The following is a 19,242-nucleotide window of genomic DNA, read 5'->3' as shown; positions in this document are numbered from 1 at the left end:
GCGGTTAAAACCGCACGAGTCGTTTCCCTCTCAGCACTAAAGTGACTGAGTTTCCCACTTACCGTAAGGTCTTATGAATATTGCAGTGGTGGGGTTAAGCCATAAAACAGCCCCAGTCGAAGTTAGAGAAAAATTAAGTATTCCTGAACCTCAAATTGAAAGTGCGATCGCCCAACTTCTGAGTTATCCTCATGTTGATGAAGTTGCTATTCTCAGCACTTGTAACCGCTTAGAAATTTATATCGTTAGTAACGAAACTACCCAAGGAATTCATGAGGTGACTCAGTTCCTTTCTGAACATAGCAAATTGCCGATTATGTCTTTGCGACATCATTTGTTTATGTTGCTGCATACTGATGCTATCACCCATATTTTACGGGTTGCGGGTGGTTTAGATAGCCTGGTTTTGGGTGAAGGTCAAATTCTCGCTCAAGTTAAGAATACCCACAAACTCGGACAACAATTTAATGGGATAAAAACCATTTTAAATCGGTTATTTAAACAAGCTTTAACGGCAGGTAAACGGGTTCGCACGGAAACCAGTATTGGCACTGGTGCGGTTTCTATCAGTTCGGCCGCTGTGGAATTAGCACAGATGAAGGTAGAAAATTTATCTACTTATCGGGTGTCTATTCTCGGTGCTGGGAAAATGTCCCGGTTGCTGGTACAACACCTGATTTCTAAAGGTGCAACTCAAATTAGTATTGTTAATCGTTCCCGCACAAGGGCTGAAGAATTGGCGAAGTTGTTCCCAGAACAACCTATCCAAATCCATTTGCTGCCAGAAATGATGTCAGTGATTGCCGCTAGTGATATAGTTTTTACTAGCACTTCTTCCACTGAACCCATTTTAGATCGCGCCAAGTTAGAAACGGTGTTAGAACCCAATCAACAATTGATGATATTTGATATTTCTGTCCCCCGGAATGTGGATGCAGATGTCAATGATTTGGCCAATGTCAAGGCTTTTAATGTTGATGATTTGAAGGCGGTTGTCGCCCAAAATTATGAAAGTCGCCGGCAAATGGCGCAGGAAGCTGAGAAGATTTTAGATGAGGAAGTTGAAGCTTTTGATATTTGGTGGCGAAGTTTAGAAACTGTATCTACTATTAGTTCTCTCCGCAATAAAATCGAAACTATCCGCGAACAGGAATTAGAAAAGGCTTTATCTCGTTTGGGTTCGGAATTTGGCGAAAAGCATCAAGAGGTAATTGAGGCTTTGACAAGGGGAATAGTAAATAAGATTCTCCATGATCCGATGGTGCAATTACGCGCCCAGCAAGATGTGGAAGCTAGAAGACGATGTATGCAAACTCTGCAAATGTTATTTAATTTGGACGCTGAGGAACAGTTTAGCTGAAATCATCAAGAAACAGGGAACTGTGATTCCATTCCTGGGATTGTTCCCTGTTTTGCTGGGGTTTTGGTTTTGCCTTGGCTTTTTGGTTTGCTGTTGTTTGATTTTTCTCTCTTATAGCTTAAATTTTTCTAACTGCTTGGTTTGTTCTTCGAGTCTAACTTGCAAGCGATCGCACACTAAGTCACACAATTGAAATAGAATAGGATCAGCTATCTCGTAAATTACACTGACTCCTTCGGGCGTTCTTTTGACAATACCCGCCTGTGCTAAAACTTTAAGATGCTTAGAAACATTAGCCTGGCCTAATCCAGTCTCCGTAATAATTTCAGTGACGTTCTTCGCACCAGTTTTCAAACAACATAATACCTGTAACCTGCTGACTTCTGACAGCACTTTGAAATAATCTGCAACTTGGCTAAGAGCGCCGGGAAATATGTCTGACATAGAAAATTTAAAATATTTGGATGTTTCTGTTGACTATTCTACTATATGGTTATATCATGAATAAATAACAAACTTTGTAAAAAAATGTTATTCCGCCAACTTTTTGATCAAGACTCAAGTACATATACATACCTAATTGCTGACGAAAATACAAGAGCAGCAATACTCATAGATCCTGTATGGGAACAGGTAGAACGAGATTTACAACTAATTAAGGAATTAGGACTGGTACTGCAGTACTGTTTTGAGAGTCATATTCATGCCGATCACATCACTGGTACAGGTAAATTACGCCAATTAACTGGATGTTTGGGAATTGTTCCCGAAAATGCACCTGTTATCTGTGCTGACAAACAAATTAAAGATAAAGAGATTATACAACTAGATGGAGTAGTTATCCAAGCTATTTCCACACCAGGACATACAGACAGTCATACAGCGTATTTAGTCAATCACGAAAGATTATTTACAGGAGATTCTTTATTAATTCGTGGTTGTGGAAGAACTGATTTTCAAAGTGGAAATGCTGGAACTTTATTTGATGTCGTCACCCAAAAATTGTTTACTCTTCCCGATAAAACCCTAGTTTATCCAGGACATGATTATCAAGGTTTTACAGTTTCCACAATTGGGGAAGAAAAACAACATAATCCCCGATTTAAAGGACATAACCGCGATAGTTTTATCCAATTAATGTCCAATCTTAACCTACCAAATCCCAAAAAAATGATGGCAGCAGTACCAGCCAATGAAAGTTGCGGTAATGCAGTTTTAGTTAATAATTAGTATCCACAATTAAATTAGAGGTAATAAAATGACTACATCTATCAACGCCAAATTAAAATTAGTTGATGTTGCTACTGTTCAGCAATTAATTAAACAACAGAAAGTCCACTTAATAGATGTTCGAGAACCTTCAGAATATAGAGGAGAACATATTCCCCAAGCGCAACTTTTACCCCTTTCTAAATTTCAGCCAGAACAGGTATCTTTAATCCAGGGTAAAGAAATTATCATTTACTGTCAATCAGGAAATCGTTCTAACCAAGTAGCCCAAAAACTTGTTAATTCTGGATTTACAGAATTTAGACAATTAGCAGGAGGAATTACAGCTTGGAAACAGTCAGGATATCCAACTCAAATCAATAAAAATGCTCCAATTAGCTTAATGCGTCAAGTGCAAATTGTCGCTGGTTCATTAGTATTTACCGGAACTATATTAGGTGCTTTTGTTTCTCCCTGGTTTTTAATATTGAGTGGCTTCGTAGGGGCAGGATTAGTATTTGCGGGATTAACAAATACCTGTGCCATGGGAATGCTATTGGCTAAATTACCCTATAACCAGAAAAACTAAATTGTGTAGGTTGAGTTAAGTCGCAGCATAACCCAACAAAATCCTCTAAATGTTGGGTTTTATTATGTCAAACTAACCTACAATTTGCTGAAATGAAAGTAAATTAATTAATTAATTAAGAATAACAAATTATGTTTACATGGATATTAGGGCATTTTTTAGCAACAGGTATTGGTATTAGTTTAGGATTAATAGGTGGTGGTGGCTCTGTTTTAGCATTACCTATTTTAGTGTATGTCATGGGAGTACCGACTAAACCAGCTATTGCGATGACTTTAGTAATTGTTGGTACAGTAAGTTTAATTGGTGTCATACCTCATTGGCAAAAAGGAAATATCAATTTTAAAAAAGCAGCTATTTTTGGTTCTGCTACCATGTTGGGTGCTTTTTTAGGGGCAAAAATCGCGGGATTACCATTTATTACTGACAGTTTACAAATGCTGCTGTTTGCAATTATGATGCTGATAGCGGCAGGTTTAATGATTCAGCGTAGTAGTAAAAAATCCCCCAAGGAATCTCCAGCAAATCCTCATGTAGTTTATACAGCCCCAGTTTGTAAATATTGCTGGTTGTGGTTACTAACAGAAGGATTGGGAGTAGGAATATTAACGGGATTAATAGGAGTTGGGGGAGGATTTGCGATTGTTCCAGCTTTAGTTATTTTGGGGAGAACTCCCATGAAAGAAGCAATTGGGACTTCGTTGTTAATTCTAGTTGTTAATGCTATAGCTGGGTTTTTAGGGTATTTGGGGCAAGTTGAATTAGATTGGCCATTAGTAGGAACATTTATTATTGCTGCTAGTTTAGGAAGTTTTTTTGGTGCTTATTTATCTCAGTTTATTGATGGTAAAAAACTCCAAAAGTATTTTGGCTATTTTTTGTTAGCTGTAGCGGCTTTTGTTTTGTTTCAAAATCACGATGGATTTTCGAGAAAGAAAACAGCATTTAATTGGGAAAATAGAAGTTACTCCATAATTCAAAAAAATGGGTAAATTTGCCAATTTTTAATAACTAATTGTGCCATCAGGCATAATTGTTTCCCGCAAATTTGCACCTGTGAGATTTGTGGTACTCATTTCCGCTCTAATCAAACTTGCCTTAGTTAAATTAGCACCAGTCAAGTCTGTTCTGGCCAGATAGGCATCTACTAAGTCTGCTTCAGTTAAATTAGCCTCGCGCAAGTTAGCCCGACTGAAATCTACTTTACTCAGCCTAGTAAAACTCAAATTAGCTCGACTCATCTGAGCTTTAGTTAGTTTAGCATCGGGCATCCTTGCACCTTGCAAGTTCGCACCAACGAGTTCCGCTTCACTCAGATTTGCTCGTTCTAGTCTAGCATTGATCAAGTTAGCGCCATTCAAATTAGCACCCTCTAAATTAGCCTCAGTTAAAGCCGCACCTTCTAAAATTGCCCCACTGAGGTTAGCACCACTGAGGTTAGCACCACGCAGCATGGACTCACTTAAATTAGCACCACTCAGATTCACCTTGGCTAAATCTGCACCAGTTAAATTAGCACCCCGCAAATCAGCTTTATGCAGGTTAGCACCCCGGAGAGTAGCACAATAGGCTCTCTTTTCTTCTCGCAGGTTAGCACCCCGCAGACAAGCACCTGTGAGGTTAGCACCACTCAAATCAGCACCACGCAGATCAGCATTCATCAAGTTAGCATCTAGCAAATCAGCTAAAGTTAAATTAGCATTACGCAAATCAGCACTTTGCAAAGTTGCACCATGTAAATCAGCATCATGTAAGTTAGCATTAATTAAACTTGCTTGATTCAGGTTCGCACCACCGAGGTTTGTACAAGTTAGATTTGCCTGGTTGAGAATAGCCCGATTTAAATAGCTAAAAATGAGGATAGCATTACATAAATTTGCCTGATTTAAACCGATACCAATCAAGTCTACACCAAACAGATTCACCCCATTTAAATTTGCGTCAATAAATTTTGTTTCTCCATTTGCATATCGCTGTAAAAGTTCTTTAGCATCCATAGTTTTTCTCTCAATTATTTTCCCAAAAATAACACAATAATAGTGGAAATTTTTCTTGATTATTTTCTATCTGGTGTCGGCGGTACTATCACTTGACAGGTATTATTATCGTCATCGTTATTATCATAGAAATCATCAAGATCAGTGAGGGGAATTTGATGATTAGGATTAACTAGTGTTCTAGTTTCTGGAGATGAATAACTGTTAATTGATTGCTGTGAGTTACTACTAGCTGGCATCTCACTATATAAATTTCGCATAGTTTGAATGATTGCACCTGCTGCTTGAGTATTTTCATCTGGTTCACCTAAAGATATAACAGCATTATTGAGTTTAGATTCTAGTTCTCTGAGAGTGGGACAAGAATTAAATAATCTCTGTAATAAACTATCAAGTTTTTCTCCCCTGAGTTTAAACCAGTCTTGTTCATTGAAAGTAAATTTCCTGTAAAGTGCTGAATATAAAATTATTTTAGCCCTCAGTGGGTTAGTATATTTCATCAGATTTTGCCGTAAATCAAATGGATTATATTGAGCTTTTCTGGCAATACTTGGCGGTTTATTTATAGGATTTGATAATATTTTTTCAGGATAAGAAAGTATGGGGTTATTTTGCGGTAATACTATTCCTGTTTCTTCTTCTTGATGGGGTTGTTTTAAGAGTATTCCTGTTTCTTCATCAGATGTGAGATATAATTTTTGGATTTCATTGACAATAATATCGGCAACGATGGAATATTCCCCTGGTTTATTAAGAGTATTAACCACACTAGATAAACTAGAATTTAAGTTATCTATCGTTGGATTTAAACTACATAATTCTTGAATTAATTCTGGCAATTTAAATCTATCTAAGGTATGTTGATCATTCTCCCAAATATTTTTGCAAGCAGAGAATATTAATTTTTTAATCCTTTTTGAGTTTTCATGCTGTTCTAAATATTTCGCTATTTCATCCAGAATAGATAGAGTTATCATTGGTAAATCTCCGGTATAAGTATGCAATAGTAGTAAATTATAGCTGAATTTGCGTCCTAGTAGGTAGCAAAAGTTTTATGTCAGTTTAAAAATAGAAGCAGGTGACAAAGCTAGGTCAAGCTGAACCAGAACAGTACTGCAGTACCAGTGAAGGGATTCCATTTTGCCACCAAATCCCAGACGAGTCCTTCTTTGACGACTAAATAGCTAATTGCTAGCACACAACGGCGTAAGTCAATCAACCATTAAAAATTTGACAAAAGCTTGTGTAATCTGCTTTTTTAACTTTTAATTTTTAATTCCGCACTGCGGTACTAGTAATTCCTAGCTTTTGGTTTACTGTTAATTAACTCTACCACTACCGATAAAATACAAAAGTGCCATCCGCACAGCGACACCGCTAGTTACCTGAGATTGAATTAAACTAAATTCCGGATCATCCATTAAATCAGAACTAATTTCCACACCCCGATTAACTGGACCTGGATGTAAAACTTTAACTTTAGGGCTACAGAGTTTTAACTTAGCGCGAGTAATGCCAAATAGTTGATGATATTCTCGTAAACTGGGTAATAAATGAGCGGTCATCCGTTCTTTTTGTAGCCGCAAAGTCATGACAAAATCAGCATTTTCTAAAGCTGGTTCTAGTTGCCAATGGGTAAATAATCGTTGGGATTTCAAGTTTTTTGGGTCTGTTACACCTAAATATTCAGCAAAGAATTTAGGTAATAATGTGGGAGGTGCTGCCAGATGGACTTCTGCACCACTGGCAATTAAACTCCAAATATTAGAACGGGCTACACGAGAATGTAAAATATCGCCAACAATAGCTATTTTTTTACCTTGTAATAATTCAATTCTGGGTTGGGCAGGATCAATTAAACTACAAATTGTAAATAAATCTAGTAATCCTTGAGATGGATGTTCATGTTGTCCATCACCGGCATTGAGAACGCTAACTTTTACACCTAAACGATCCATTTCTTGGGCGATTGCCTGTGGTACTCCGGCATCTTTATGGCGGATTACCATGATATCAGTTCCCATGGCCAAATAAGTCTTGGCTGTGTCCAGAATTGTTTCTCCCTTGGTCATAGAAGATGTAGCCGCAGCAAAATTTAAAGTGTCCGCACTGAGTCTTTTGGCCGCAATTTCAAAACTACTCCGGGTGCGAGTAGAGGGTTCAAAAAATAAATTTGCTACCACCTGCCCCTGTAAAGTGGGGACTTTCTTTGTGCGTCGTGATAGGACTTCTTGAAAAGAAGCCGCAGTTTGTAACACGGCGTTATATTCAGCCGTTGTGAAGTCAGCCAGGGTGAGAATGTGATGACGATTCCAGGTAGTAGTAGGCATTGGGATTTTAGATTTTAGATTATTAGATAATTGTTTATTGGTAATGACGAAAAAAGCATAATTACCAATTACCAACTGGTTAACTTTGTAAATGAAATACCTTTAAAGCAATTGAAATCATGCTGAGAAAGGTTAAAAAGCCGATTGTATCCAAAAGTGTTGTTACTAACGGACCACTCATTAAAGCCGGATCTAGTTTGAGATGCTTCAAACCCATGGGTAGCAAAGTTCCTAGGGTGACAGCCACCATTGTATTTGTGGCCATAACTGCCCCAGCAATTAAAGCTACCCATCTTTCTTGAGGTTTAGCCCAAATCAGGGACAGGGCCACCATTGTCAGCCCTAAAGCTACAGCAGTGCCTAAACCCGCTAAAAGTTCTTTGCGGAGAATTTTTCCAGTGTCTTCGGGTGTGACTTCTCCTACCCCTAAGCCGCGAATAGTGACAGTGAGGGCTTGGATACCTACAGTGCCGCCTGTGTTAGAAAATATGGGCATAATCACAGCGAGAACTGGTACAGCCGCAATGACTTGTTGAAAAGGAGCGATCGCACTGGCAGCACCAATATATAATCCCATAATCCCCAATAACCAAGGCAACCGTTTCCGAATTGTGATGTGTGCGGGAGATAAAGCTTCTTCATCACCACTTACCCCTGCCAATTTTTGGATGTCTTCGGTGGCTTCTTCTTCTAAAATATCTACTACATCATCAATCGTAATAATACCCACTAACCGATCTTCTCTGTCAACCACAGGCATGGCAATTAAGTCGTAACGCTGCATAATGCGGGCAACTTCTTCCTGTGAGGTTTCTGTTGTTACCTTAACCACGTGGGCGCTGGCAATATCTTTAATTAAAACATCGGGAAAGGTAAATAATAACTGCCGCAAAGAAACAACGCTGACTAATTTGCGATTATCATCAGTGACATAGGCATAGTAAATTGTTTCCTTATCTTCGTCTTGCAAGCGAATTTTACTGAGGGCTTCACCCACCGTTAATCCTCGCCGCAAGCGGACATACTCCGTCGTCATTACCCGGCCAGCAGTCCCTTCTGGATAGCCGAGAATCGTGGCTGTGGCTTGTCTTTGTTCGGGACTGAGTTGTTGTAATAGGCGTTTGACTACTCCCGCTGGTAGTTCATCAAATAATTCTGCCCGTTCATCAGGACTCATTTCTTCAACGAGGTGAACTACCTGGGCATCATGGAGGGAATTAATGAGGTCTTCCCGTACTTCTGTGGGTAAATATTCAAAAACATCTATGGCTTGATCTTTGTTGAGTAAGCGGAAAGCGATCGCCCTTTGTTTTTCGGGCAATTCCGTAATATACTCGCCCACATCCACGGGCTGTAAACAATTCAGGTCGCATTTAAGCTGATTTAAATCAGCAATATCTAAGGAATTCCGAACTTCCTGTGAAAGCATAATCAACATCTCCTAAAGTCTCCCCCACGCCGGGAGACTGCCTCGCCAGCTTAGAGGAGGATAATACTGCCATCTGTTGGACTTTTGTCCATAACCTCTTGTAAAATTGAATATCAACATCGGAACTAAAAATAGCACCGCTAAGTAATGAGTTTAGCCCGAAATTTTCTTTTCCGATAGGTGCTGTGTCATATTTTAAGCATAATCAGCATAACTTGTAACTGATCATGCAATATATTCTTGATTATAGAACGGCAAATATGCTATTGTATCTTTTATAATAAGTATTCTACAGTTGATTTTTTAAGAACCCATCAGCGAAAAAATTAAACCTCGGTTTTGAGACTTTGGGAGAAGATACCTCTACTTTGGTGGGAGGAATCCTGTCAGGGAAAGTAGTTTCAGTAAACCAAGAATCGAGGGTGTCTTTAGACAATGAGAGTGTTAATATCGCAGTTATACATAAGAACTTAAGGTGACTGTGAGCCAATCTGATATACCAAACATCCAAGAACTGTCTACCGAAATATCCCAGTTGCACCAAGAGTTGCAACTGCGAGATCAATTAGTGCAGCAGTTATCTCAAGAACTATTTCGGCTAGTTAAGGGTAATGCTAACTTTACACCCCCAAAATCCGAGCCAGAGATAGATTTGAGTCAATTGCAGGCTTTAAGAGATCAACTCCAAGCTGTGGAACAGCAGGTGACGTTCTATCAAGAGCAAATTACGAGTCGTGACACGGAGATTCACGAACTAAGACAGTCAGTGCAAGAGCTAACTGATCGGAGTCGGATGCTGGAGCAGGTAGTACAGGAATTACCCCAAATTTACCGTCGTAAGTTTGAGGAACGCATGACACCAGTGCGAGATAAGGTAACAAAGCTACAACGAGAAAATCGCCAATTGCAAGCTGAATTGCAAAGTGTGAGTTATCGTTTAGCACTCAAAAACCGCTATACAAATCATGGTGGTATTGATTTACCAACTTTTCCTCGTTCGGAAGTTGCACCAAATAATCTGTCCGCTCCCCAGAATGCCTAAAATTTGTGCGTGTATTTGCAATAAATAAACACCTAAAATCCGCAGTACCTGTATTTGTCAGATGCTGCGGATTTTAGGTATTTGTCAGGAAAATTCTACAAATTAGCTCGCTAATAATAGCGGCTGATCTTCAACAACAGCAAAAATATCTTCATAATTTGGGAAAATTTCAAATACTGTATCAAGTTGGGTAAGTTCCAAAATCAATTTGACTGGAGCTTTGACATTACAAAGAACTAACCGACAACCACTTTGACGCGCTACCGTAAGTCCTTTGACTAGGGGGACTAATCCAGAACTATCCATAAAATCTACTTCTGCTAAATCTATAACCCAGAGTTGATGATGCTGAGGTTTTATTGCAGCCATCTGTTCGCTCAAGACTGTACCACTGTCTAAGTCTATACTGCCTTGGGGTTTGAACAAAATCACTTGGCGTTCTTGTGTAAGAGTCATAAATTTAACTGGTTATTTGAAAGACAAAATCAAGAGAAAATTGACATCAATACTGTTTATACTTCAACAGCAGCATCACTGTTTTCGCAAAGTTATGGGAATTTACAGCAATGCAGTTGAGAATAGGGTTTCCAGTATTTATGCCGTATAATTTGTGATATGTCTTTCTAGTATAAGCAGATTTTTCTAGTAATTTCGGTAGCAAATTTATCATTTATAGCTGGGACAAAATTCCTGCTCAACTTCAAGTTAAATCGCGCAACTGCGAAATAAAGGAGATTTTCAGGGTTGACATTTGATTTTAAATTTGTTATCATGAATTTGATGAGGAAGAACTATCTTGCGATAATCAAACAACTATTTAATCTGCGGACACACTAATATTGCTCACGCCACCATCTTGTATAAATTACCGGATCAAAGTTAAACTTCCTGATTAAATTGATAGAGCTTTGAGGACGCAAATCAGAACTATCAGATAGTCTGGAAGCTTTGCAGTGGTGTGATTAGGAGTGAAGTGCAATGTTAAGTCGCAAACAAACCCCAATTTTTGCTGATCATCAGGAACGTGATACTTATGCTTGGTTTTCTCAGCGGGCTTGGGTAGAAATTGATTTAGGGGCGTTGTCTCATAATGTCAAACAGTTGGTCAAGTTGTTATCGCCACAGACCCAATTAATGGCAGTTGTCAAAGCTGATGCCTACGGGCATGGGGCAGGAACAGTTGCGAAAACTGCTTTAGAAGCGGGGGCGACTTGGTTAGGTGTAGCAACTGTTCCCGAAGGTATTCAATTGCGGGAAGATGGCATTAAAGCCCCGATTTTAATTTTAGGGGCAACCAACACACCAGAACAAATTCAGGCGATCGCTCATTGGCAACTTCAGCCGACACTATGTAGTCCTAAGCAAGCTTTAGAATTTTCTAACACATTAGAAACTATTCACTATAATTCCTCTTTACCCGTACACATCAAATTAGATACAGGAATGTCTAGGTTAGGGACTAATTGGCAACAAGCAGCAGAGTTTGTCCAGTTGGTCCAAGGATTACCCCATTTAGATATTGCCAGTATTTATTCTCACTTAGCAACGGCAGATAGTCCTGATGTGACGGTGATGGGAGAACAGCATAGACGATTTGAGGAAGCAATTGCAGATATCAAAGCTAAAGGGATCAAAATTCCCAGTTTACATTTAGCTAACTCAGCCGCTACCCTGGCAGATTCAAGCCTTCACTATGACATGGTCCGTGTAGGTTTAGCCATGTATGGCCTTTATCCTGCCACTCACTTACAACATGAAATTAAACTTCAACCTGTTTTACAACTCAAAGCCAGAGTTACCCAAGTTAAAACCATAGCCCCAGGAACTGGAGTCAGCTATGGTCATCATTTTACTGCTGCCAAAGAAATGCGTCTAGCTGTCGTTGGTATCGGTTATGCCGATGGAGTTCCCCGTCATCTTTCTAATCAAATGCAGGTATTAATCCGTGGACAATCTGTGCCGCAAATTGGCGCAATTACAATGGATCAAATCATGTTAGATGTGAGTTCCATCCCCGATTTGCAAGAAGGGGAAATAGTCACCTTACTAGGAGAACAGGGACAAGAGCAAATATCCCCTGATGATTGGGCAAATCGCCTCAACACCATCTCTTGGGAAATTCTCTGCGGCTTTAAGCATCGTCTCCCTCGTGTGGCTGTGATGTAGAGGATTGGGGACATGGGGCGAAATCACCAATCCCCCAGCCCCGAATTTTAAATTTTGACTTTTTACCTATTGCCATAAATAATTTGTTATGTTAAAGTAAGTTCTTAATGCGGATATGGCGAAATTGGCAGACGCGCTAGATTTAGGTTCTAGTTCCGAAAGGAGTGAAGGTTCAAGTCCTTTTATCCGCACTTTTAAACAACTAGTCAAATTAAAAGCACTCAGGAAAATTAAATGTACAGTGACTAATTATATGTCATCAGTGACAAATTAGTGTCGCTGTGACTATTTGTTGTCGTTTTGATGGTAGTGACAAATTAATGTCGTAAAAAAAAATCATCCTTGTCATCATTATAGAACAAGCGGATAAAAGGACTTGCTTTCAACCCCCCTAAATTTTTTAGTAGTTACTAAACCCAAAAATAGTCTCAATTTCAAGCTTTTTCATTCATGGAGCATTTTCTGTCAATTGGTTTAAACTTTGAAATGTGTCATGTAGCTTTGGAAACTTTGCGTAAAAGAGAGCCTTGGCTATTTGAGGAGTCTGTTACTGAAGATAAGATGAAGCGGTTGATGTTTTTACCTTCAAAATCGCCTGAACAACCTTTGCAACTGGCGGAGTTTGACCAGCAAGCGGCTTTAGAGGCACTTTGTGAGGGACAAACTGTGATTCCTTTTTGGTGCGATAGCGAAGCGCTGCTGCAAGCAGTTCGCGTGCATCAACAATTAAGGGATAATCTCAGTAATTTTAGCCACTAATCAATCATTGAATCTTTCATAATAAGCCTAGCGAGAAACGGGAGTTCATGGTTAAAGCATTATCTCACCCTCGTAATTTGGCTAAGGTATTGTTAATGATATATTTTAGGTTAGGTTTTGAAAAATTGTGACCATTATACAGCAATTTGTGGTAAAAAATGCAAGACTCATTTTCTAATTCAGCAGGCAGACATTTACAGGATGCTCAAATTCTTTTGGGAGAGCAACGGTGGGACAATGCCGTTTATCTAGCAGGTTATGTCGTAGAATGCTCATTTAAGGTACTTATAGAGCAATATTTTAAGCATGATCAAAAGGCAGCAACAAAATATAACCATGACCTCTCCGAACTTGATGGAAGGTTAATGGAACGCTTACGGGTTATCTACCCCGTTCTGGATAAACAACTCCCTGCTTCACGAATAGCTGGTACTGTTTTAGCTGAAAATCATCCAATTAGGAGATATTTCAAATCTGGACATTGGACTGAAGCTGAAGTACAATCTGCTGTTCAACGTGCGGAAGAAATTTACCGAGAAATAATCTCCAAATTAGTGTTAGATGGCTTAATTTCCAGTAAAGATATTTAATAAATCATGATCAGTTTTAGTGAAACCTTTGATAAAGTGCAGGAATGCTTTAATGAACAGATCATTGTAGATACACTTATACCTAAACTTAAGTCTATCACTATTATTCGTGACGTTAATGGAAAGATTAGAATTTTTCTTGAACCAAAACCATCAGAAACTACTAACATTGAAGAATCAGAAACCACAGACCTTAATAACTTTTTATCTACAAAACTTGGAAAGTATTATGGGAATGATATTTGGTTGCCGAAAAGAGACAAGGACGCTTACAAAGCTTTAATTAAAAGTATCGAGGCTGAAAGAAGTCCTGCATCTTGGGATCATGGGGATGATGAATCAGTTTTGCCTCGTTGGTATATTCTTGAGCGCCATATTGCTAAACAGGCATGGATAGGTAATCAAGTAGGTACACCACCTTGGCCAGAAACAGTAGTTTATCAAAAATATAAACCCGCGATCATATCTTTTTTCTCTTTTAAGGGAGGTGTGGGACGAACTAGTAGTCTCGTTGCAACTGCATTGACTTTAGCCCGTAATGGTCATCTAGTTGCTATTGTTGATCTCGATTTAGAAGCGCCAGGATTGGCTACAATTTTTTCACCAGATAACTCAAATAATCCAGGTGTGATTGATTATTTATTGGAAAAGAAAATTCAAGAACAAGATTGGAAACTGCGTACTCATTTGAAAAGCATTAATGAACAAATTTTGTTAGAAGATAATAGTGAGGGTATACAATTACTTCCGGCTGGAACAGTAGATAAAAATTATTTGGAAAAATTAGCTAGATTAGACTTTCAGAACCTTGTAAATGGTGAACTGGAAAGTACAATGGTAAGTATGTTAAAAGAATTAAATAGAGAAGCAACAGAGTTAGATTTTATTCTAATGGATGCGCGGGCTGGTTTTCATGATATTGGTGGATTAGCGATCGCTAAACTCTCTCATGCAGCAGTGATATTTGGTACTCAATCACGTCAAAGTTGGGCTGGACTAACTCATGTTATTCGACATTTAGCAAGTCCTGGAGTTGATGAGCGTTTACCGTTGGTTCTTGTACATTCGATGGCTCCAGCAATCGGAATCTTAGGAAGAGACATAGAATTGAGAGAATTTCGGGAAAAAGCCTACGACCTTTTTCAAGAAAACTATTACTCTGTAGATGAAACTGTCCCTGATTCTAACGATAGAGAAGCACCATTTTTTCCTCTAGTTGTACCTTATCAGGAGAGTCTACGGGGAGACATAGCTCTATTTTCTCGCAACTCAACTCCAGAAGAATCCACTCGACTATCAGACCTTGTAGGAATCATGACTAATTCTCATTATCAGGAGATTGCAGAAAAGTTGTGTAATCTTTTTGGGCGTGAATTTCAAAAAAATAATTAGATTAAAACCTATGTCTGAAATTAATAAACACAAATTACTAGAATTAATAGAGAATATCGCCCCTGGTGAAGGAATTGCTGAACATGAAAGTAATGATCATGAAATTTTCTTAAAAAACTTTTTACCCATAGCAGATTATCGTCGTGCTTTAGAACCAAATATATTATTAATATTAGGAGGAAAAGGAGTAGGAAAAACAGAATTATTCCGGTTGCTTGCAATTCCTTCAGGAAGACAAGCTTTGGTTGAAAGCTTGGGAATTAGATCCTTACCCACTTTGAGTAAAACAACATGGATAGCAGGTTTTGGAAGGATTCGCCAAGCAGAAAAGCGATTTCCCACTCCAGAAAGTGTGGAAAGCCAAATGAATAAGGCTACAAATATTGAATGGCGTAGCTTCTGGATTGGTTTAATTTTAGGCGTGTTATTACAGCAAGAAGATTTCAAGTTCAAAGATTTTCTGCTTGAACAAATGGAGACAGAAATAGTCAATCTTCTGAGAGATAATTTATCTCTTTTATCAACTTGGCAACCTATCGTCAATCAAAATCTTGAAAAATTAAATTCTGTCTTAGATAAATTAGATCAAAAACTTATTGAAACAGATGATTGGTTATTTGTTACTTATGATGAATTAGATCGATTAGTGGTTTCCTATACTGCCTTAGCAAGTCCAATTCGTGAACTTTTAGCTTTGTGGCTTGATCGATGGCGACGTTGGGACAGAATACGACCTAAAATCTTTTTGCGTACTGATCTATTTGGAGAGGAGTTTTTGAATTTTCCTGATGCTTCTAAACTGCAAGGACATCAAATTCGACTGGAATGGAAAACTTCATGGCTTTACCAACTTTTGGTAAAACGACTTGCAAACTCTGGATCTGAAATGACAGAATATTTGCAAACTATTCCAGAGTTAATTATTGAAAATAAAACTGGTTTGGGCTGGACTGTAACATCAAATGAAAAATTATTTGAAGAACTAATTGAAAGGATGATTGGTAAGTATATGGGGGCTGCTCCTAAAAAAGGAATTACCTATCGCTGGATTCCCAATCACCTCCAGGATGCTGGTAGTCGAATTGCACCCCGTTCTTTTCTCAAGTTATTTGTTTTAGCCGCAGAAAGTAGAATAGAACAACACTCAACCGTTGAACAAAATATGCTACTTTTGCAACCCTCTGATTTACAGGAAGCTTTAATGAAGACTTCAGAAGCGCGAATTAAAGAATTAGCTCAAGAGGAGTATCCTTGGTTAGGATCTCTTAAAACAAGTTTAGCTGAACTTGTAGTTCCAGTAGAGAAAGAGAGGTTTTTAGAAGCAGTAGAATCTACGAACTGGAGCGAAAAACCAGAAAAACAACCACCTGTAATTAACCCTGAAGAAATTTTGAAATATTTACTTCAACTCGGAATTGTAGAAAGTCGTTCTGATGGAAGAATTAATATGCCTGAAATATATATGTATGGATTTAAAGTTAAACGGAAAGGTGGGCTTAAACGTCCCAAGTAGCATAAGATTGAAACTCAGGTAGAGGAATACCCAACTTGTCATAAATATCGCGTACATCGGCAAAAGTCTCAGGCTTGATGCGATCAGCTTCATCAATAATGATCATTTCTACGCGACAGCCTTTTAATACCTCCATTGTTCTACCGCGAAAATCCGAGACTGTTCCCTTAGTTGCCTTAAATTTGAGATACTCAATAATCTCCTGAAACAAATCCTTTGCACCACATTTTTGGGGGGGCTGAATATACACTACAGGGACAATTGGTGTTTTTCCCACTTCCTGCTGTGGCTTTTGTCTATACCGATAGGCATCACAAGCAACTGTTTTGCCCGTTCTCGATTCCCCAACCACTCGACAGGATTGCCGTGCTTTGCGCTTTCCATCTAACCAATCATGCAAGGTTATAACCTGCTGTAACGGCACAATACTCTTACTCTTGAGACGAGCAATTTCAGCTTGCAACCACTCATCATCCGGTTTTACCCCACCCAATTGCTTGGCGATCTGCTTGCAGCAGCGCTTCGCTATCGCTTGTGCATCATCTGTCATTGTTTAAAATCCGTATTCTTCACGCAGTTGTTCATAGTCCCAAACCTCTAGTTCCGGGGATGAAGATTGAACCGGAGTAGTAGATTCCACATCTTCTGCTTCCATAACTGGAGATGCCAAAGACTCATTTTTACTATCATTTACCGCAGTAGAGCGCAAAATTTCTTGCTCCAATTTTTGACGATCTTTACGGCTTTTCTTATTTGCTACCAGAGCATCACGCTCAAGAACTTCTTGCAATAAGGCTTGATTACTAATAGTTTTACCCAAATTACGCAGTCTACGACTAGCAGCTTCAGCTTCATCTAATGAAAGTTGCTCAGTCTCCAAACCTTGAGCATGAGCGCGAGTCAGAAAAACTTCTTGACTGTTCTCTTGGTGATAAACCAGCACCGTTGTAATATCTCTGGGATTAAATCTTAAATTGACGGTTTCCCCATCATATCCTCCCAAATATTCCCCCCGATACATTAAATTTTAAAACTGTAAATGCCCGCCTTTTTGCACCCTTCGCCGTGACTGCTTCATGAGGCAGATATCTAAATCACGTTCTTCAATTGGTACTGGTACTGAAGGTAATCCTGCTTCCCAACGCCCAAAGCGAGTTTGATCACCCATTCGAGCATCAATCAATGTCTTAAAAAGACGTTCAACGATTCCACCTTCGGAAGGGCGATAGCGAAGCGCTCCGTAGGAATCGCGTAAATGACAGACAAATCCCAATTGCGCTCCAATCTGACTCAAGTGGTTAGAGCGAAAGTCTTTACCACCATCAGTATAAAAGTGTTCTGGCTTACCGTAAGTTCCCCACTCACAATGCAGTTTGTACTCTAAACCATACCTTTTGGGTAAAATCGCATGGCGTAACGCTAAGGCTACTACCTCAGAACTAGGTGCATCAAAACCTAAATTAATACCCATAATGCAACGAGAATAGGTATCAATTACAGTCGTTAGCCAGGGACGACTGAGAAGTTCACCATGCTGATCTACTAACAACACATCCGCAGGGGTATGATTCCTACGGAGCGCTTCGCTATCACATTGCCAGACATGGTTACTGTAATCAACAGATAAATCTTTCCCTTCGCGGGTTTTAACAGAAAGGGTTGTTCCTCTCCAACCAGGACTGCGGATACTTTTAGTTTTTTCTTGTTTTTCCAATATAGGAGCTAATACCCGTAAAACAGTCCTGTAATTAGGAGGTTTTAAGTCACCCAATTCATGGGCTTTAGCCTGAACCCTAATAGCAACCTGTTTAGGACTCATGCGTTTGCTTCCCTTATTACCCTCCTTATGAGTTTTGACGATGAAATCCTCCCAAAACTTACCAATTCGATGTTTTCCTTTATCAGTCCTACCCGTTTGAGTGAGTCCGACTAAACCATCTTGTTCCCACTTTTTCACCAAACGCTGAACTGTTAGGACTGATACAGCTAGTTTTTCAGCCGCCTCCTATAGGTTTTGTATTGCATTTCTTGTATAAATAGCAACTAAATTTATAGGAGAAACAAATAATATATTGTATTTAATTTTACCAATAAAAATAGATAAATCAAGAATTTGTGGTTGTTCAAGACCAATAATTTGATAATCTTTAATTAACCTGTTAATCTTGGTTGAGTTTGACGATCACCTCAAAACAAATACTTTGTATTAAAAATTACCTATAAATTTATGCTGCTTTAGCATAAAAATTTTGATTTCCCAAATCGAAATTATTCCATCAAGCCAAAATTAATTAATTTTAATAATCCAGCCCCATGAAAAAATTGCAAATTGATTTTAACCATCAAGCTATACATAACAGCAGAGAAGATGGCTATCTTAAATTTCAACTCAATCAACAAACTGGTGCTGTTTTATCCATTACTCATACTCAAGAAGCAATTATTGTACCTGTTACATCGGTTACAGCTATTCCAAATATGCCTGCTTGTATATTAGGATTAATGAATTGGCGCAGCCATATAATTTGGGTAGTTGATTTACCGAAGATGTTCAATTTAGAATGTCTTGATCATCGGTTGCGTCAGTACAATATCATTGTTATTCAAATAGAATCAATGATTTTAGGTTTAGTCGTTCAAGAAATTAAAGGGACAACTAAGTTTATTCCTGATGATGTTCGTTCTCCTGTAGGGCAGGTAGCATCTAGTTTAGTACCTTACTTATGTGGTTGTGTAGTCCAACAAGAAGAAATATTATTAGTGTTAGATGCAGTACATATTTTACAGTCGGCTATTCTCCGTATTGACTAATAATTAATACTCAGAAAAAGTGTTTGAACCTTGTTATTTTATGGGTAAAGTGTGA

Annotated in this window: 20 protein-coding genes and 1 tRNA gene; 12 read left to right on the top strand and 9 right to left on the bottom strand. The window is 38.7% G+C overall.

The annotated features are described in order from the left end of the window. Positions 1 to 73: 73 nt before the first annotated feature. Positions 74 to 1,360, top strand: coding sequence for a glutamyl-tRNA reductase (locus FJR11_RS06480; RefSeq protein ID WP_168502893.1), 1,287 nt, complete (start codon positions 74 to 76; stop codon positions 1,358 to 1,360). Between the two features lie 111 nt (positions 1,361 to 1,471). Here FJR11_RS06480 and FJR11_RS06475 read toward each other — a convergent pair whose 3' ends face one another. Continuing rightward, positions 1,472 to 1,804 (bottom strand): helix-turn-helix transcriptional regulator, encoded by a 333-nt coding sequence (locus FJR11_RS06475; RefSeq protein ID WP_168502892.1) that lies wholly within the window; start codon positions 1,802 to 1,804, stop codon positions 1,472 to 1,474. Positions 1,805 to 1,888: 84 nt separating this feature from the next. Here FJR11_RS06475 and FJR11_RS06470 point away from each other — a divergent pair, with 84 nt between their 5' ends. The 3 genes from FJR11_RS06470 (at position 1,889) to FJR11_RS06460 (ending at position 4,150) form a co-directional block, all read left to right on the top strand. Then, positions 1,889 to 2,590 (top strand): MBL fold metallo-hydrolase, encoded by a 702-nt coding sequence (locus FJR11_RS06470; RefSeq protein WP_168502891.1) that lies wholly within the window; start codon positions 1,889 to 1,891, stop codon positions 2,588 to 2,590. A gap of 28 nt (positions 2,591 to 2,618) precedes the next feature. After that, on the top strand, positions 2,619 to 3,158 hold the full coding sequence (locus tag FJR11_RS06465) for a rhodanese-like domain-containing protein (protein WP_168502890.1): 540 nt from the start codon (positions 2,619 to 2,621) through the stop codon (positions 3,156 to 3,158). 131 nt (positions 3,159 to 3,289) lie between these two features. Next, on the top strand, positions 3,290 to 4,150 hold the full coding sequence (locus FJR11_RS06460) for a sulfite exporter TauE/SafE family protein (protein ID WP_168502889.1): 861 nt from the start codon (positions 3,290 to 3,292) through the stop codon (positions 4,148 to 4,150). Between the two features lie 12 nt (positions 4,151 to 4,162). On the opposite strand, the gene FJR11_RS06455 is transcribed toward FJR11_RS06460, so the two are convergent. From FJR11_RS06455 to mgtE, 4 genes are all read right to left on the bottom strand, one after another. Next, positions 4,163 to 5,155, bottom strand: a complete 993-nt coding sequence (locus FJR11_RS06455) for a pentapeptide repeat-containing protein (RefSeq protein WP_168502888.1) — start codon at positions 5,153 to 5,155, stop codon at positions 4,163 to 4,165. Between the two features lie 59 nt (positions 5,156 to 5,214). Beyond that, entirely contained in the window at positions 5,215 to 6,132 is a 918-nt protein-coding gene (locus tag FJR11_RS06450) for a hypothetical protein (protein WP_168502887.1), read from the bottom strand. A gap of 342 nt (positions 6,133 to 6,474) precedes the next feature. Then, complete coding sequence (locus FJR11_RS06445) at positions 6,475 to 7,485, bottom strand: aspartate carbamoyltransferase catalytic subunit (RefSeq protein ID WP_168502886.1); 1,011 nt, start codon at positions 7,483 to 7,485, stop codon at positions 6,475 to 6,477. 79 nt (positions 7,486 to 7,564) lie between these two features. Beyond that, a complete protein-coding gene (mgtE, locus tag FJR11_RS06440; RefSeq protein ID WP_168502885.1) occupies positions 7,565 to 8,914 on the bottom strand; it encodes a magnesium transporter in 1,350 nt (449 codons plus the stop codon). Between the two features lie 481 nt (positions 8,915 to 9,395). Between mgtE and FJR11_RS06435 the strand changes: the two genes are divergently transcribed. Then, positions 9,396 to 9,956 (top strand): Npun_F5560 family protein, encoded by a 561-nt coding sequence (locus FJR11_RS06435; RefSeq protein WP_168502989.1) that lies wholly within the window; start codon positions 9,396 to 9,398, stop codon positions 9,954 to 9,956. A gap of 102 nt (positions 9,957 to 10,058) precedes the next feature. On the opposite strand, the gene FJR11_RS06430 is transcribed toward FJR11_RS06435, so the two are convergent. Next, entirely contained in the window at positions 10,059 to 10,412 is a 354-nt protein-coding gene (locus tag FJR11_RS06430) for an STAS domain-containing protein (protein WP_168502884.1), read from the bottom strand. Between the two features lie 522 nt (positions 10,413 to 10,934). Here FJR11_RS06430 and alr point away from each other — a divergent pair. The 6 genes from alr to FJR11_RS06400 all read left to right on the top strand — a co-directional run bounded on the left by alr (position 10,935) and on the right by FJR11_RS06400 (position 16,376). Continuing rightward, complete coding sequence (gene alr, locus FJR11_RS06425; protein ID WP_168502883.1) at positions 10,935 to 12,122, top strand: alanine racemase; 1,188 nt, start codon at positions 10,935 to 10,937, stop codon at positions 12,120 to 12,122. Between the two features lie 109 nt (positions 12,123 to 12,231). Further along, a tRNA-Leu gene (locus FJR11_RS06420) sits at positions 12,232 to 12,313 on the top strand. Between the two features lie 259 nt (positions 12,314 to 12,572). Continuing rightward, positions 12,573 to 12,881: a hypothetical protein gene (locus FJR11_RS06415; protein WP_174762952.1), complete on the top strand. Its 309-nt coding sequence runs from the start codon at positions 12,573 to 12,575 to the stop codon at positions 12,879 to 12,881. A gap of 158 nt (positions 12,882 to 13,039) precedes the next feature. Next, positions 13,040 to 13,471: a HEPN domain-containing protein gene (locus tag FJR11_RS06410; RefSeq protein WP_168502882.1), complete on the top strand. Its 432-nt coding sequence runs from the start codon at positions 13,040 to 13,042 to the stop codon at positions 13,469 to 13,471. 6 nt (positions 13,472 to 13,477) lie between these two features. Further along, entirely contained in the window at positions 13,478 to 14,863 is a 1,386-nt protein-coding gene (locus FJR11_RS06405) for a KGGVGR-motif variant AAA ATPase (protein WP_168502881.1), read from the top strand. A gap of 10 nt (positions 14,864 to 14,873) precedes the next feature. Beyond that, positions 14,874 to 16,376 (top strand): P-loop ATPase, Sll1717 family, encoded by a 1,503-nt coding sequence (locus FJR11_RS06400; protein ID WP_168502880.1) that lies wholly within the window; start codon positions 14,874 to 14,876, stop codon positions 16,374 to 16,376. Here the strand turns inward: FJR11_RS06400 and FJR11_RS06395 are convergent. From FJR11_RS06395 to FJR11_RS23505, 3 genes are read right to left on the bottom strand one after another with little or no spacing between them, the layout of a single operon-like run. Next, positions 16,360 to 16,926 carry a TniB family NTP-binding protein gene (locus FJR11_RS06395; RefSeq protein ID WP_254444698.1) on the bottom strand — a complete coding sequence of 189 codons (567 nt, stop codon included), beginning with the start codon at positions 16,924 to 16,926 and terminating at the stop codon, positions 16,360 to 16,362. The genes FJR11_RS06400 and FJR11_RS06395 overlap by 17 nt on opposite strands. Positions 16,927 to 16,929: 3 nt before the next feature. Then, complete coding sequence (locus FJR11_RS23510) at positions 16,930 to 17,397, bottom strand: Mu transposase C-terminal domain-containing protein (protein WP_254444697.1); 468 nt, start codon at positions 17,395 to 17,397, stop codon at positions 16,930 to 16,932. Between the two features lie 6 nt (positions 17,398 to 17,403). Further along, the gene (locus FJR11_RS23505; protein ID WP_371417470.1) at positions 17,404 to 18,333 is read right to left on the bottom strand and encodes a hypothetical protein; all 930 of its coding nucleotides are present in this window, start codon (positions 18,331 to 18,333) and stop codon (positions 17,404 to 17,406) included. A gap of 356 nt (positions 18,334 to 18,689) precedes the next feature. Between FJR11_RS23505 and FJR11_RS06385 the strand changes: the two genes are divergently transcribed. Beyond that, positions 18,690 to 19,187: a chemotaxis protein CheW gene (locus FJR11_RS06385; protein ID WP_168502879.1), complete on the top strand. Its 498-nt coding sequence runs from the start codon at positions 18,690 to 18,692 to the stop codon at positions 19,185 to 19,187. The last annotated feature ends 55 nt before the right edge of the window (positions 19,188 to 19,242 follow it).

The sequence above is a fragment of the Anabaena sp. UHCC 0187 genome, assembly GCF_009712035.1.
In the GTDB taxonomy this organism is placed as follows: domain Bacteria; phylum Cyanobacteriota; class Cyanobacteriia; order Cyanobacteriales; family Nostocaceae; genus Dolichospermum.
Note: the sequence above shows the minus strand (reverse complement) of the source record. Positions and strands in the feature narration are given on the sequence as shown.

Bases quoted from the DNA above. Each gene is read 5' to 3' on its own strand.
- FJR11_RS06480 (WP_168502893.1), top strand. From the start codon at position 74: ATGAATATTGCAGTGGTGGGGTTAAGCCATAAAACAGCCCCAGTCGAA.
- FJR11_RS06475 (WP_168502892.1), bottom strand. From the start codon at position 1,804: ATGTCAGACATATTTCCCGGCGCTCTTAGCCAAGTTGCAGATTATTTC.
- FJR11_RS06470 (WP_168502891.1), top strand. From the start codon at position 1,889: ATGTTATTCCGCCAACTTTTTGATCAAGACTCAAGTACATATACATAC.
- FJR11_RS06465 (WP_168502890.1), top strand. From the start codon at position 2,619: ATGACTACATCTATCAACGCCAAATTAAAATTAGTTGATGTTGCTACT.
- FJR11_RS06460 (WP_168502889.1), top strand. From the start codon at position 3,290: ATGTTTACATGGATATTAGGGCATTTTTTAGCAACAGGTATTGGTATT.
- FJR11_RS06455 (WP_168502888.1), bottom strand. From the start codon at position 5,155: ATGGATGCTAAAGAACTTTTACAGCGATATGCAAATGGAGAAACAAAA.
- FJR11_RS06450 (WP_168502887.1), bottom strand. From the start codon at position 6,132: ATGATAACTCTATCTATTCTGGATGAAATAGCGAAATATTTAGAACAG.
- FJR11_RS06445 (WP_168502886.1), bottom strand. From the start codon at position 7,485: ATGCCTACTACTACCTGGAATCGTCATCACATTCTCACCCTGGCTGAC.
- mgtE (WP_168502885.1), bottom strand. From the start codon at position 8,914: ATGCTTTCACAGGAAGTTCGGAATTCCTTAGATATTGCTGATTTAAAT.
- FJR11_RS06430 (WP_168502884.1), bottom strand. From the start codon at position 10,412: ATGACTCTTACACAAGAACGCCAAGTGATTTTGTTCAAACCCCAAGGC.
- alr (WP_168502883.1), top strand. From the start codon at position 10,935: ATGTTAAGTCGCAAACAAACCCCAATTTTTGCTGATCATCAGGAACGT.
- FJR11_RS06415 (WP_174762952.1), top strand. From the start codon at position 12,573: ATGGAGCATTTTCTGTCAATTGGTTTAAACTTTGAAATGTGTCATGTA.
- FJR11_RS06410 (WP_168502882.1), top strand. From the start codon at position 13,040: ATGCAAGACTCATTTTCTAATTCAGCAGGCAGACATTTACAGGATGCT.
- FJR11_RS06405 (WP_168502881.1), top strand. From the start codon at position 13,478: ATGATCAGTTTTAGTGAAACCTTTGATAAAGTGCAGGAATGCTTTAAT.
- FJR11_RS06400 (WP_168502880.1), top strand. From the start codon at position 14,874: ATGTCTGAAATTAATAAACACAAATTACTAGAATTAATAGAGAATATC.
- FJR11_RS06395 (WP_254444698.1), bottom strand. From the start codon at position 16,926: ATGACAGATGATGCACAAGCGATAGCGAAGCGCTGCTGCAAGCAGATC.
- FJR11_RS23510 (WP_254444697.1), bottom strand. From the start codon at position 17,397: ATGTATCGGGGGGAATATTTGGGAGGATATGATGGGGAAACCGTCAAT.
- FJR11_RS06385 (WP_168502879.1), top strand. From the start codon at position 18,690: ATGAAAAAATTGCAAATTGATTTTAACCATCAAGCTATACATAACAGC.